A 12,697-nucleotide genomic window follows, 5' to 3' on the forward strand; every position below is an offset into this window, starting at 1 on the left:
ATACTATTAATTAAAGAGACTTCAATGGCATTTAAATATATTTCTATAGCGCAAACGTTAGAGCTTTTAGATAAAGAAGACGTTGTAATTGCAGATATTCGTGATCCTAATTCGTATCAAGCTGGTCGTATTCCTGGTTCAGAAGCACTTTCTAACGGTAATATTGCACAATTTATGATGGAAAAAGAATTCGATCAGCCAATTATTATTGTGTGTTACCACGGTATGAGCTCTCAAGGCGCAGCTAGTTATTTAGTTGAGCAAGGCTTTGAAGATGTTTACAGTATGGATGGCGGTTTTACTGCTTGGGAAGCGGCTTATAGCGAGAAAGTAGAGCGATGATAGAGCTTGGCAGTTTAAATAACCCGCGCGCCGCACAGGGCTTTATAGATTATTTAAAAAGCCAAGGTTTGAAAGGGCAATTACATTCAGCAGATGGCAGTAATGTCATTGTTAGTGTGCTTGAAGAGGATTTTCATCAAGTTCAGCCCTTATGGATTGAATTTACACAAAACCCTAACCATGAAAAATACCAGCAAGCATCTTGGGATGTAGGTGGCACACAGTCGCCACTTAAGTATCAAGGGCAATCACTTAATTTAGTTGAGCGTTTTAAAGCGCTTAGTTGGCTTAATCAAACGGTTAGCATATTAAGCATTGTTATTTACGTTGCTTTTTTATTAGGTGGATTTGAGCAAATTTATACGGTGCTGCAATTTAATCCAACTCAACCGCTTAGTTGGTTAACACCTGCGCTTGTGCATTTTAGCGCTATGCATATTGTGTTTAACTTAATTTGGTGGATGTCGCTTGGCGATAACATTGAAAAACAGTGTGGAAAATTAAGTTTAGTCGGGCTTTTTTTAGTAACAGCGCTGTTAAGTAATTGGGCGCAATATTTAATGGTTGGACCCAACTTTGGTGGATTAAGTGGCGTTGTGTACGGTCTACTTGGCTTTTGTTGGATTCATAGCTTTTTAAACCCTAACAAACCAGCTCTGGTTAGTACGGCTATTATTGGTTTTATGTTGATTTGGTTAGTACTTGGTTTTGCTGATGTATTGTTTGTAGGTATGGCTAATTGGGCACATTTAGGTGGGTTAATTAGCGGCATGGCTTACGCATATACCGCGAATATATTTAATGCAAAACGTTAACAGTTAAATACTAATGGTATAAATACTTAGTAAACAGGACTTCACGGATGATCTCTTTTCCTGTTTCTTCTTTTAGTAGGCTTTTAATTTTTTCTGCACATTTTGCGCGTATTTCTTCGCGACCAGTAAGGGATTTTATTTTTTCTTCAGGCTCTTTCGAAAATATTTCGACTAAGGCATCGCGTAGTAAAGGGGTATGGTGCTCAACAATGGCAATGTCTGATGTGTTATTAAGCATTAAATCAATAGTAACGCGCACATAGCCCATTTTTTTACTTGATGCGCCAATGTAATTAGTAATTATATCTGGTTCAAAGCCAAAATAACCAACAGTTGATTCTGCACGCGCTGTTAAGCTCATAAAGCTTGTTATGAATGTAAAAATGCCTACGTATACTATTTTTTTCATATTTAAAGCGTTTTCCTAAACCAGTTACAAATAGTTTATACTTAATAGAGTGTAATAAACAGCGCAGAGCAGTTATTTATGGCAGTAAATCATCACTTTTTCAAATGCATTGGCGATGTTATTATTGCCTCGGTTTTTATTAAATTGAGTTATTGTGACTACTTACCCTATTTTTTTATCCGCCAATTGGCAACATACCTCACAGGTAAATGACTTATCGGCTGTAGAATGTGATTGGTTATTTGAACAGCATTCATTAACAGCTAAATTAAAAAGTCGAGCACAGCTTTTTAGTGTAAAAGTACTTAGCGAGCAGGTTTTTAATTTATCGCAAGAGCAACAAAAGCTACTTAATTGCACTGCATCATCGGCATTAAATAGGGAAGTACTTTTAATGTGCGATGAAATACCAATGGTTTATGCACAAAGCTGGTTGCCTGATAACCAATTGTTAAACCAATCAAAAAATCCTTTGCATAATATGGGGGAGCGCCCTCTAGGCGATGTTATTTTTCAAAACCCAGATCTTGTACGTAAAGATATAGAGATAGCTCGTTTTAATACACATCATTCATTACAACAATTAGTATTAGATCTAGGTTTACCTAAACAAATGTTATTAGGTCGACGCAGTGTATTTTCGCTTAAAGACTACAGCTTTTTAGTCTGTGAAGTATTTTTACCTGGAGCATACCTTTACTCATGAAACTAGCCTATTTAACAACAAAACATCTCCCTTACTATATACAGCTTATGCGTGTAGATAAGCCTATTGGTACCTTATTGTTACTTTGGCCCACTTACTGGGCTTTATGGCTTGCTAATAACGGAATGCCGAGCTTGGTTAACTTTATTGTTTTTACGCTTGGGGTTATTGTTATGCGAAGTGCTGGGTGTGTAATAAATGACTTTGCTGATAGAAAAATAGATGGTTCTGTAAAACGAACGGCTCAAAGGCCACTTGCTTCAGGATTAGTAAGTAGTAAAGAGGCAATTAGTTTATTTGTTTTATTAATCGTTATTGCATTTTTATTGGTATTAATGCTTAGCACTAATACCATTTTACTTTCGTTTGGTGCTTTAGGTTTAGCATTTTGCTATCCATTTATGAAACGTTACACACAACTGCCTCAGGTTGTATTAGGTGCCGCTTTTGGTTGGGCAATACCTATGGCTTATATGGCATCAGTAAATGCATTGCCGGCGCAGGCATGGTTGTTATTTGTTGCTAATATTTGTTGGACAGTTGCCTACGATACTATGTATGCAATGGTCGATAGAGATGATGATTTGAAAATAGGAGTTAAATCGACCGCTATTTTATTTGGTAAATACGACCGTCATATTATTTTTTTACTTAATGCAGCATTTATTGCTTTAGTGGCTTTTATTGGTTTTGTTAATGAGTTACCAATTGTATTTTGGATTGGCTTAGGGTTAGCAACTAGTTTATTAGTTTATCAGCAAAAGTTGATTCATCAGCGTGAGCGGGATGCATGTTTTAAAGCTTTTTTGAATAACCATTATGTAGGCTTAGCTATCTTTATTGGTTTATTGTTTTCATACCCAATCACATTCTAATATGTGGGATTTTACCTTGGTGGGTCAATAATGCCACTTATAGATGCGTTTTTTCTAAACCAACCGGCTATTGAATAGCGTTTATCTACAGCGGGTAATACTTCGTGAACAAAGCGTTCGCTTTCAAATAATATTAAGGTGCCAGCCGTTGGTTTAATAGTAATTTCTACTTCTTTACTTTTAGGTTTATAAATAACAAGCTCACCACCCTCCGCTGGAGTATTTAAATAAAATACACTAGTAATAACTCTATTAGAGCGACCTTTAAAGGCATCTACGTGTTTTTTATAAAAATCGCCATGCGTGTATTTTGCATAATGACATTCGTAATCAAACAGTCCCATAAATAAAGTGCGGTTGAGTGTTGTTTTAATACTTTCCATAACGGCTTGATAAGTTAGTTGAGCTTGAGAAGTGCCATCAAACCAGTAGGTTTTATCTTTACGAATAGTATCGTCAATTTGAAGGTTATTTAAGCGACCAATGCCAGCGAGTGTAAAATGTGGATTTATACGGTAACAATCAGCCATTAAATCAACAATAAGCTGCTCATTTATTGCATTGTTAATAATGCAGTAGCCTTGTTGTTCTATTTCGGTTAGATAATTGTCGCCGGCTGGTAGGTTAAACATTCATATCAGTAATTTTTTGAAGGTGCGACAGTGTAGCCGAAAAGATTACAAAAGCTATTACTTTTATGTCGCACACATTTTAAAAATAGTGTTGTTTAATTGATTGCAGTTGCTGCTTTTTTTATAAGCGATAACAAGTGCTCTACATGTTCGCCAACCGCTGTTTGTTGGCTAGTTTGTATCACTAGTTGCTCATGGCTTAAGTCTTTATTTGTTTTTAATTGAACTAGTTCTGAATGTTCAGCTACTGTGTTTGCATGCTCGATGCTTGCAATAGCAAAATGATTAGACTTAGCAAGCCCCATCATCACTTGATCAATACTACCGACCTTAATGCTCGACGATTTATTTAAAGAGTCAATTGCCTCATTAAGCATAGTCTGTACTTGTTTTGACTGAGAAAAACAGCCAAACATAGGGTAACTATCTAAATCGTGTTTACTAATATCATTTTTGTGAGCAAGAGGATGATTTTTAGAAACAAACAAAATGAGTTGGTCAGGTAAATGTATATCACTGCCTATGCTATTAATAGCTTGTGAGTAGACGCTAATATCTATTTCACCCTGTTGTAGCTTACGGGTAAGCTCGTGTTGATCTTGCAATTGCATTTCTATTTTTACATGAGGGTACTGTGCTAAAAATTGCCCACAGGAAATAGGTACTATGCTGCTTGCTTTATTAGTATATCCAATCACTAATTTTTCATCAGTATTTCCATTAATAGATTGAAAAATACGTTTTTTGGTTAATTCAAGCTCAGACAATGTGTTTTTGGCGTACTCAAGAAAAAGCTCACCTTCAGGAGTTAGTTTTACTGAACGAGTGGAGCGTTTTACTAATTCATACCCCATTTCATCTTCAAGTGTTTGAATGCTACGAGTAAGCGCTGAAGTGCTGATTTTGGTTTGTTCAGCAGCTTGTCTAAAATGACGCAACACGCCAAGTGCTACAAATTGTTCTAATTGTTCAAATCTCACTTTATAGTCCCTTTTTATAAGTAAGTCGCATATAACGCAAACATCAATAATATTAATTTTTTACTTAAACAATTCTGTAAAATCTAATATTTAAATGTGTTTGCAAGTTTATGACAAATTTTGGTCAGGATATCCCTCTTTTGTTATTAATTAAAGGGGTAAACTGTTACAGAGTATTATTTTTTAGGCCTAGGCCTAATGATTTATTATTTACCTTGTATCCTTTTTCGGGATGAATAAATCATACTAAATACTTGTAAATCAGATTGATAAGCTTTTTATTTAAAGCTAATCATTCTATTTAATGAAAAAGTATGCCACATAATGGCGCATTGATTAAAGCATAATTTATTATCAGTTGAGCAATAATTGATTTGTATCAGCTTTTTATTTAACAAAGTTACGATTAATACGGTTGCTTAGAGGCTTGTTTTCTATGCTTTGTAATTCTATTTCTATAGCATCACACGAGATATGAATTTCAAACAAAGAGGTTAGCAGTGACAAGCTTAAACACGCTAAGCTAATCCCAAACAAAATAATCCCAGTTGTATTAAACTCAATAAACAGAGCAAACATTGATAAAGTACATAATAAAAATGATGCCACGCCATACACTTGCATTGTTCTAATTAGATTAATGCGTTTTCTTAAATTAGTGATTTGTGCAACAACTACAGGGCGTATTGATTCACCTTCACGCGCATTTAATTCTCTAATTAATTGCGCTAGTACTAAAAATCGGTTTGTATAGGCAAGTAACAACAGCGATATTGCCGGAAATAGTAAGCCGGGAGTTGTAAGTGTCATGTTTATTCCTGTGAAATATTGGCTGCTAAATAAGTTTAGTAGACTAGCGTAGGATATTGTATACCCAAAATTAATGAGGTGAAAATTGCAAAATACTAATATTAATACTGATAACTTAGCAGACAGTCAATTTCAGTGGATTACTATTTATCGTGCTGAAAATATATTAGAAGCCAATATTATTAAAGGCTTAATACAAACAGATGGTATTGAGTGTCAAATTAAAGGTGAAATGTTGCAGGGCGCATTGGGTGAAATACCGTTTGAACAAGCTCAAGTTAGTGTGCAGGTTTATACGATTAAAGAGCGCCATGCGCGCGAAATATTGGTAAACTACCAACAAGTAAAAAAATCAGCTCCAGATTGGGTATGTCCTAATTGCAATGAGCATAACGGATCAACATTCGATTTTTGTTGGTCGTGTGAGACATTAAAAAATGACAAAAGCGAATAACTTCCAGCGTATTAGAGATCTAAACTACTTACAGCAAGCTGTTTTAGCGGGTGCTTTAATTGAACGCATGTTGCCTAATTATGGTTTATTTAGTGAAGCGACTGGGTTTGGTGATGAAACTCTACTTCGTAATTCACTAAATGTATGTTGGGAAAAAATACTACTTCCTAAAAGTAAAATAGATCTTGAAAAGCAAATCGAAAAAATAGAGCCAAACGTCCCTGAACTTGCTGACTTTGATATGTTTGGTACTTACCCTGCTATTGATGCTGCTACCTCTCTACTTAGCTTAATGCATGGTTTAATGGCGCAAGACGAACAAGAATTTATTAGTATAAGCAAAATATCACAAGCAACAGTTGCTCGTTTTATTGAATATCAAATGACGGTAGAAGGTGAGGTAGCAGATAATAAGGCTATACGCGAACATCCGTTAATGCAGTACGAAATGGAAGTGCTTGGTGAGTTAATTGATTTTGTTGAAGCTATGGGGCGTATTACCTCTGATAGCATAAAAGCACTTAAAAAGTTTGCCCTTGAAGATGGTCAAACAAATATTGGTCTTTCGTTATAAAAACAACAAAGTAAAAATTTAAAAGGCAGGAGAAGTACAGTGCGAATTTTAGGCATTGAATCGTCATGTGATGAAACGGGTATTGCAATTTACGATGACGAAAAGGGTTTGTTGGCCCATCAATTATACAGCCAAGTAAAAGTACATGCTGATTATGGTGGTGTAGTGCCTGAGCTTGCATCTCGCGATCATGTTCGTAAAACATTACCACTTATTGATGCTGCATTTGCACAAGCTGGTTGCGGTCCTGAAGATTTAGACGGTATTGCTTACACCGCAGGTCCTGGTTTAGTTGGCGCATTACTGGTGGGCACGTCTATTGGTCGTTCGCTCGCGTACGGTTGGGATATTCCAGCAGTTGCAGTGCATCACATGGAAGGGCATTTACTTGCGCCGATGCTTGAGGAAAACATTCCAGAATTTCCATTTATCGCACTATTAGTTTCTGGCGGTCATACGATGATGGTAAAGGTGGCTGGCATTGGTCAATACGAAGTATTGGGTGAGTCGGTAGATGACGCCGCAGGTGAAGCATTTGATAAAACAGCTAAGTTACTTGGTCTTGATTACCCAGGTGGTCCACGTTTGGCTAAAATGGCAGAGCAGGGTGTTGCTAAGCGTTTTGTGTTTCCTCGTCCGATGACTGATAAACCGGGTCTTGATTTTAGCTTTAGTGGCTTAAAAACTGCTGCATCAATTACTATTAGGCAAAATAGCGATGACGAACAAACTAAAGCCGATATTGCTCATGCATTTCAAACAGCGGTTATTGATACGCTAGTTATTAAGTGTAAACGTGCACTAAAACAAACGGGTATTAAGCGTTTAGTTATTGCCGGTGGCGTAAGTGCAAATACACAATTGCGCTTACAACTTGAGCGAGTAATGAAGGGCATGAAAGGTGAGGTGTTTTATCCTCGGACTGAATTTTGTACCGACAACGGCGCTATGATTGCTTATGCAGGTATGCAGCGTTTAAAGGCTGGTCAGTTTGCAAGTCTTGATATGAAAACAAAACCTCGCTGGCCAATAGATAGCCTTGAGGCGATTTAATTGCCCATATTTTACAGGTTTTTGTTTTTATCAGTGGGTGCTTTTTTAGCATCCACTTTTGGTTCGTCACCAGTAAATAAGCGAATAATATTAGTACGGTGACGAAAAATAATTAATAAAGTAATAAACGTTACAGGTAATGTGTAGAGTGGTTTTATTAGCCAAGTATATAAAGGCGCTAAAGATACAGCCACAAGAGCCGCAAGTGATGAATAACGAGTTATTGCTACTACAACTAGCCAAGTACAAACAAGTAACCCAGCCAACGATAAACCAATAGGTAATAAAGATCCAAATGCAGTAGCGACTGCTTTACCACCTTTAAAGTTAAAAAATACAGGGTACATATGCCCTAAACAAGCTGCTACTGCAACTAAACCTAACTCTAGCGGTTCTAGCTTTAAAAAATAGGCTCCCCAAACTGGAATGGTGCCTTTTAAAATATCAAATACTAAAACCAAGCAAGCAGGCAACGTACCGCCTAATCTGTAAACATTGGTTGCGCCTGGATTATTAGAGCCGTTACTGCGAGGATCAGGAAGTTTGAATAACCGCGACACTAAAATAGCCGATGAAATCGATCCGAGTAAATAAGCTAAAACAAACATTAAAATCGCTAACACGCACTTCCTTAATTTTTTATCATTATACTAACCACATTTAATGTAATTGGTATTGCTTTTGGGCTATTATTGGCGGCAAAATTTATCGTGAAAATGATTATGCCTATTTAATTTTTAGCTAACAAAGTTATTTTGTTATTGTAAAAGTAATTTTTGCATATTTAAACACTGATTAAAGTATATGCAGTATTAATTTAATTGATACTTAACATAATTAGCTCAGTCATTAGGAGTATCAATGGACAAGGTATTTATATATCAATTGCATGTCGACACTATTATTGGAGTGTACGACTTTGAAAAAGAAAGTAAACAGAGCCTGTATTTTGATATTGAAATGCTAAGTGATATTAAACCAGCAGCCGCTAATGACGATATTAATTTAGCACTCGACTATTCAAAGGTGAGTGAACGCGTTATAGAGCACAGCACTGCAAAACCCGTTGAATTGCTAGAAACTTTAGTTGAGCAATTAGCGCATATTATTTTGACTGAATTTAATACCCCTCAGGTTACTATTAAAGTAAGTAAACCCGCTGCAGTACCACAAGCTCAAACAGTGGGTGTTGAAATTACACGTACTAAGGCAAAAGACTAAATGCCGCAAATTTACATCAGCCTAGGCTCAAATATAAATAAAGCGCACTATATACAATGTGCATTGATTGCACTTAAGCAACACTTCAAAAAAATTGTGCATTCGTCTGTTTTTGAAAGTGAAGCGGTTGGTTTTGCTGGCAATAATTTTTATAACTCAGTCGTTGCTGCAACTACTGATATGTCATTAGCTGATGTATGTATTTTACTAAAAAACATTGAACGTGATAATGGTCGTATGGCTAGCGATAAAAAATTCAGCCCACGGACGCTCGATTTGGATTTACTGTTTTATGATGATGTGATTTGCGACTCCCCAGCGCAATTACCGCGTGACGAAATAACTAAAAATGCATTTGTATTACAGCCATTGAGCGAGGTTGCACCTGATTTTTATCATCCTGTAGCTAAACAAACAATTGCTCAGTTATGGAATGCATATAATAACCCTCAACAAAAACTATGGAAGGTGGAGTTTTCTAACCCATGAGTATTATCGAAATAATTATTTTAGCCCTCATACAAGGGTTTACTGAATTTTTACCTATATCGAGTTCGGCGCACTTAATTTTACCATCGCAAATTTTAGGCTGGGAAGATCAGGGCCTCGCATTTGACGTGGCAGTACACGTTGGTACTTTAATTGCTGTTGTTATTTATTTTCGTAAAGAAGTAGTAGATATACTAAGTGCATGGTTTAAATCATTTGGTAAGCAAGGCGCTACCGATGACAGTAAATTAGGCTGGTGGATAATTTTAGGTACTGTTCCTGCCGCCATTTTAGGTTTACTTTTAAAAGACTTTATTGAGTTATACCTGAGAAGCGCATGGGTTATTGCAGCAACGACCATTATTTTTGGTTTGCTGCTGTGGTACGCCGATGCAAAAGGTAAACAAATTAAAACCATTTACCAACTAAATTGGAAAACAGCGCTTATAATTGGTTTTGCACAAGCGGTGGCTATGATCCCAGGTACCTCGCGTTCAGGTATTACTATGACTGCTGGTTTAATGTTGGGTATGAATAAACAAAGCGCAGCGCGTTTTTCGTTCCTACTGGCAATACCTATTATTTCTATGATGGGGCTTTACTACACTATAGAACTTGCATTGGGTGACCATGTTGTTGATTGGAACACGTTATTGTTAGGGGTGGTGTTATCGTTCTTATCGGCTTATGCATGTATATTTATGTTTTTAAAAGTAATAGAGCGAATGGGGATGTTGCCATTTGTAATATACCGTTTATTGCTCGGTGTTGGTTTAATCGTATTTTTAACTTATAGATTAACATAAACAAAAAAAGCACCGAGAGGTGCTTTTTTACTTTATAAATCAATATTATAAATTCAATAAGTAAGCTTTAATAAACCGCCCTTGGTTAGGAGCTTCAGATGATGTTTTAAACGTTAACGTTTTATCTAATTTACGTAACTTTAGCTGATCAGTAAACTCGCAGTTAATGGTACTAACATCTGCTATTTTACTTTTAAAACTATTGTCTTCTTTACACATATAAGCAATTTCTTTTGCTACTTGCGCGCAGAAGGAACCCACTGCATATTTTTGTAAGCTTTTGTCATCAACCGTTTCCCAATCAACATTGGTCTTTATTGTTGAACCGCATTGTTTATTAACTTGCTGGTCGGCGTCAGTCATATTCATTTGCTGATAATTTAAATGTTTATCACGATTAAATATGGCAAGTTTAGCTTGAATTTCCTTACTTACTTGCTGTTCGTATTGCTTTTCTAAACTTTCAGTTATACCTGATGTAGATTCTTCGTTTTTTCTTAAATAAACTCCATCTCGGCTATCAGGAATATTTAGAGTATATGAGCAGCAGCGGTAGTTATCATTAACAGTAACAATGCTGCGTTTAGAACCATCAAACGTATATTTATAAGCTTTATTGCTACCGTGAGGTTCTAGGTTAGTTAAAAATACAATGTCATCAATTTCGTTATTAATGCCTTTAACTCTTACTAACGCTTGTTTTTTATCTAGCGTAGTTGCAATAACTACATTGATACCCTCTGCAGAGCTAAGCTCTATAGGATATTTAGTAAGTTCTAAAGCAAAGATTTTTGTTGATAAAAGAATACAGGCTACAAAGAATAGCTTTTTCATATTATGTCCCTTTAAGTATAAAAAAAATAAGCATTTAAAAACGGTGTATTTTATAACATTTATAAGCGTTTCTTAAAAGTAAGCCATGCTTTTTACTTAATTTTAATGATGTATTCGTGTTCTTTGTACCAACCTTTTCTGGCTACCGTTCAATTTAAAAATGACTTAGTTGCGCTATAACATAAATGTTTATTTGTTAGGGTGGTTAAACCTTAGATTAAAGCTCTTTTGGCAAGAGTGAAATGCTTACCTGCAATGGTAACTAAGCGCAAATTTTGGCATTATAGCGCCATTAAACTTTGCAGAGCTGTAAAGTAAGCGCACGATTTAAGGAAAGTATATGCATATACATATTTTGGGGATTTGTGGCACGTTTATGGGCGGTATTGCAGCCATTGCAAAATCGCTGGGTCATAAGGTTACAGGCTCTGATCAAAACGTTTACCCTCCGATGAGTACGCAACTAGAAGAGCTTGGTATTGAGTTGACTCAAGGCTACGACGTGTCTCAATTAGAGCCTAAGCCAGATATGGTGGTTATTGGTAATGCAATGAGTCGTGGAAACTTATGTGTTGAATATGTTTTAGATAAAGGCTTACCTTATACCTCTGGTCCTGAATGGCTCAAACATAACTTATTGCAAAACTCATGGGTACTTGCTGTAGCTGGTACCCATGGCAAAACCACAACAGCAAGTATGCTCGCATGGATATTAGAGTACGCTGGCTTAAAACCAGGATTTTTAATTGGCGGCATAGTCCAAAATTTTGGTGTGTCGGCAAAAGTGGGCGAAACACCATTTTTTGTTATTGAAGCGGATGAATACGATACAGCCTTTTTTGATAAGCGCAGTAAGTTTGTGCATTACTTACCTCGTACACTCATTTTAAATAATCTTGAATTCGATCATGCTGATATTTTTGAAGATTTAAACGCAATAAAAAAACAATTTCATCACTTAATGCGTACATTACCTCAAAGCGGCAAAGTAATTTGGCCAAAGCAAGATATAGCGCTTAATGATGTAATAAAGCAAGGGCTTTGGAGTGAGAGCGAAACTCTTGGCGATGATTGGAATTATGAGTTATTAAAAGCAGATGGCAGCGAGTTCGATGTATTGCTAAATAACGAAAATCAGGGAACTGTGCGCTGGCAAGCAATAGGCGAGCATAATGTTAAAAATGCAATTATGGCGATAGCCGCTGCACGTCATGTTGGTATCGCGATTGACCATAGTATTGATGCTTTAGGTGAGTTTATTAGCCCCAAGAGGCGAATGGAGCTCAAAGCTGATATTAATAACATAAAGGTCTATGACGATTTTGCGCATCATCCAACAGCTATTAAAACAACGCTTGCGGGGTTACGTGCAAAAGTGGGCGATGAAAAAATTATCGCTATTTTAGAACCTCGTTCAAACACGATGAAAATGGGCGTGCACCAACATACATTATTAGATTCATTACGTGATGCTAACGATGTGCTACTTCTTGAGCCTGATAATCTAAATTGGTCGCTCAAAGAGCAAGCAGAAAAAGCCGATATGCAATGCTTTAGTTCTACACAAACAATTATTGATACAGTGCTTGAAAGTATTGAGCCTAATCAACATATTTTAATTATGAGTAATGGTGGGTTTAATGGCTTACATCAACAACTTATTGATGGTTTAGCTGATAAATACAGCGGAGAATAAT

General features: G+C 36.3%; 17 protein-coding genes. 11 read left to right on the plus strand and 6 right to left on the minus strand.

The window, feature by feature from the left end; translation table 11 throughout:
- Positions 1–24: 24 nt before the first annotated feature.
- Both glpE and glpG read left to right on the plus strand, forming a co-directional pair.
- Positions 25–342 (plus strand): thiosulfate sulfurtransferase GlpE, encoded by a 318-nt coding sequence (gene glpE, locus L647_RS0111650; RefSeq protein ID WP_024611252.1) that lies wholly within the window; start codon positions 25–27, stop codon positions 340–342.
- Entirely contained in the window at positions 339–1,157 is an 819-nt protein-coding gene (glpG, locus tag L647_RS0111655) for a rhomboid family intramembrane serine protease GlpG (RefSeq protein WP_024611253.1), read from the plus strand. The genes glpE and glpG overlap by 4 nt, the downstream gene beginning before the upstream one ends.
- A 10-nt stretch (positions 1,158–1,167) precedes the next feature.
- Here glpG and L647_RS0111660 read toward each other — a convergent pair whose 3' ends face one another.
- Entirely contained in the window at positions 1,168–1,566 is a 399-nt protein-coding gene (locus L647_RS0111660) for a flagellar basal body-associated protein FliL (RefSeq protein WP_024611254.1), read from the minus strand.
- Positions 1,567–1,720: 154 nt separating this feature from the next.
- Between L647_RS0111660 and L647_RS0111665 the strand changes: the two genes are divergently transcribed.
- The gene (locus L647_RS0111665) at positions 1,721–2,272 is read left to right on the plus strand and encodes a chorismate lyase (RefSeq protein WP_024611255.1); all 552 of its coding nucleotides are present in this window, start codon (positions 1,721–1,723) and stop codon (positions 2,270–2,272) included.
- Positions 2,269–3,147, plus strand: coding sequence for a 4-hydroxybenzoate octaprenyltransferase (gene ubiA, locus L647_RS0111670; RefSeq protein WP_024611256.1), 879 nt, complete (start codon positions 2,269–2,271; stop codon positions 3,145–3,147). The genes L647_RS0111665 and ubiA overlap by 4 nt, the downstream gene beginning before the upstream one ends.
- An 11-nt stretch (positions 3,148–3,158) precedes the next feature.
- Here the strand turns inward: ubiA and L647_RS0111675 are convergent, their stop codons facing one another.
- From L647_RS0111675 to L647_RS0111685, 3 genes are all read right to left on the minus strand, one after another.
- A complete protein-coding gene (locus L647_RS0111675; RefSeq protein ID WP_024611257.1) occupies positions 3,159–3,779 on the minus strand; it encodes a 2OG-Fe(II) oxygenase in 621 nt (206 codons plus the stop codon).
- A gap of 95 nt (positions 3,780–3,874) precedes the next feature.
- Positions 3,875–4,759: a LysR family transcriptional regulator gene (locus tag L647_RS0111680; protein ID WP_024611258.1), complete on the minus strand. Its 885-nt coding sequence runs from the start codon at positions 4,757–4,759 to the stop codon at positions 3,875–3,877.
- A 387-nt stretch (positions 4,760–5,146) separates the two neighbouring features.
- Positions 5,147–5,569 (minus strand): DUF2721 domain-containing protein, encoded by a 423-nt coding sequence (locus tag L647_RS0111685; RefSeq protein ID WP_024611259.1) that lies wholly within the window; start codon positions 5,567–5,569, stop codon positions 5,147–5,149.
- 85 nt (positions 5,570–5,654) lie between these two features.
- On the opposite strand from L647_RS0111685, the gene L647_RS0111690 reads away from it, so the two are divergent.
- From L647_RS0111690 to tsaD, 3 genes are read left to right on the plus strand one after another with little or no spacing between them, the layout of a single operon-like run.
- Positions 5,655–6,023: a DUF2007 domain-containing protein gene (locus L647_RS0111690; RefSeq protein WP_024611260.1), complete on the plus strand. Its 369-nt coding sequence runs from the start codon at positions 5,655–5,657 to the stop codon at positions 6,021–6,023.
- Positions 6,007–6,597, plus strand: a complete 591-nt coding sequence (locus L647_RS0111695; RefSeq protein WP_024611261.1) for a YjaG family protein — start codon at positions 6,007–6,009, stop codon at positions 6,595–6,597. Before L647_RS0111690 ends, L647_RS0111695 begins: the two co-directional genes overlap by 17 nt.
- Positions 6,598–6,636: 39 nt before the next feature.
- Positions 6,637–7,650: a tRNA (adenosine(37)-N6)-threonylcarbamoyltransferase complex transferase subunit TsaD gene (gene tsaD, locus L647_RS0111700; protein WP_024611262.1), complete on the plus strand. Its 1,014-nt coding sequence runs from the start codon at positions 6,637–6,639 to the stop codon at positions 7,648–7,650.
- Positions 7,651–7,661: 11 nt separating this feature from the next.
- On the opposite strand, the gene plsY is transcribed toward tsaD, so the two are convergent.
- Complete coding sequence (plsY, locus tag L647_RS0111705) at positions 7,662–8,273, minus strand: glycerol-3-phosphate 1-O-acyltransferase PlsY (RefSeq protein ID WP_024611263.1); 612 nt, start codon at positions 8,271–8,273, stop codon at positions 7,662–7,664.
- 238 nt (positions 8,274–8,511) lie between these two features.
- Between plsY and folB the strand changes: the two genes are divergently transcribed.
- Genes folB through L647_RS0111720 form a run of 3 tightly spaced genes read left to right on the plus strand, consistent with a single transcriptional unit; the run spans position 8,512 to position 10,166 of the window.
- Complete coding sequence (folB, locus tag L647_RS0111710) at positions 8,512–8,871, plus strand: dihydroneopterin aldolase (protein WP_024611264.1); 360 nt, start codon at positions 8,512–8,514, stop codon at positions 8,869–8,871.
- Complete coding sequence (gene folK / locus L647_RS0111715; RefSeq protein ID WP_024611265.1) at positions 8,872–9,360, plus strand: 2-amino-4-hydroxy-6-hydroxymethyldihydropteridine diphosphokinase; 489 nt, start codon at positions 8,872–8,874, stop codon at positions 9,358–9,360.
- Complete coding sequence (locus L647_RS0111720; RefSeq protein ID WP_024611266.1) at positions 9,357–10,166, plus strand: undecaprenyl-diphosphate phosphatase; 810 nt, start codon at positions 9,357–9,359, stop codon at positions 10,164–10,166. The genes folK and L647_RS0111720 overlap by 4 nt, the downstream gene beginning before the upstream one ends.
- Before the next feature lie 45 nt (positions 10,167–10,211).
- Here L647_RS0111720 and L647_RS0111725 read toward each other — a convergent pair whose 3' ends face one another.
- A complete protein-coding gene (locus L647_RS0111725; RefSeq protein ID WP_024611267.1) occupies positions 10,212–11,000 on the minus strand; it encodes a hypothetical protein in 789 nt (262 codons plus the stop codon).
- 340 nt (positions 11,001–11,340) lie between these two features.
- On the opposite strand from L647_RS0111725, the gene mpl reads away from it, so the two are divergent.
- Positions 11,341–12,696 carry a UDP-N-acetylmuramate:L-alanyl-gamma-D-glutamyl-meso-diaminopimelate ligase gene (mpl, locus tag L647_RS0111730; RefSeq protein ID WP_024611268.1) on the plus strand — a complete coding sequence of 452 codons (1,356 nt, stop codon included), beginning with the start codon at positions 11,341–11,343 and terminating at the stop codon, positions 12,694–12,696.
- Position 12,697 lies beyond the last annotated feature (1 nt).

Origin of the sequence: Pseudoalteromonas sp. TB64, from assembly GCF_000498095.1 — a bacterium.
Taxonomy (GTDB): Bacteria; Pseudomonadota; Gammaproteobacteria; order Enterobacterales; family Alteromonadaceae; genus Pseudoalteromonas.

What these genes read in the sequence shown, in the direction of transcription:
- glpE (WP_024611252.1), top strand. Translation starts at nt 25, where the DNA reads ATGGCATTTAAATATATTTCTATAGCGCAAACGTTAGAGCTTTTAGAT.
- glpG (WP_024611253.1), top strand. Translation starts at nt 339, where the DNA reads ATGATAGAGCTTGGCAGTTTAAATAACCCGCGCGCCGCACAGGGCTTT.
- L647_RS0111660 (WP_024611254.1), bottom strand. Translation starts at nt 1,566, where the DNA reads ATGAAAAAAATAGTATACGTAGGCATTTTTACATTCATAACAAGCTTT.
- ubiA (WP_024611256.1), top strand. Translation starts at nt 2,269, where the DNA reads ATGAAACTAGCCTATTTAACAACAAAACATCTCCCTTACTATATACAG.
- L647_RS0111675 (WP_024611257.1), bottom strand. Translation starts at nt 3,779, where the DNA reads ATGTTTAACCTACCAGCCGGCGACAATTATCTAACCGAAATAGAACAA.
- L647_RS0111685 (WP_024611259.1), bottom strand. Translation starts at nt 5,569, where the DNA reads ATGACACTTACAACTCCCGGCTTACTATTTCCGGCAATATCGCTGTTG.
- L647_RS0111695 (WP_024611261.1), top strand. Translation starts at nt 6,007, where the DNA reads ATGACAAAAGCGAATAACTTCCAGCGTATTAGAGATCTAAACTACTTA.
- folB (WP_024611264.1), top strand. Translation starts at nt 8,512, where the DNA reads ATGGACAAGGTATTTATATATCAATTGCATGTCGACACTATTATTGGA.
- folK (WP_024611265.1), top strand. Translation starts at nt 8,872, where the DNA reads ATGCCGCAAATTTACATCAGCCTAGGCTCAAATATAAATAAAGCGCAC.
- L647_RS0111720 (WP_024611266.1), top strand. Translation starts at nt 9,357, where the DNA reads ATGAGTATTATCGAAATAATTATTTTAGCCCTCATACAAGGGTTTACT.
- L647_RS0111725 (WP_024611267.1), bottom strand. Translation starts at nt 11,000, where the DNA reads ATGAAAAAGCTATTCTTTGTAGCCTGTATTCTTTTATCAACAAAAATC.
- mpl (WP_024611268.1), top strand. Translation starts at nt 11,341, where the DNA reads ATGCATATACATATTTTGGGGATTTGTGGCACGTTTATGGGCGGTATT.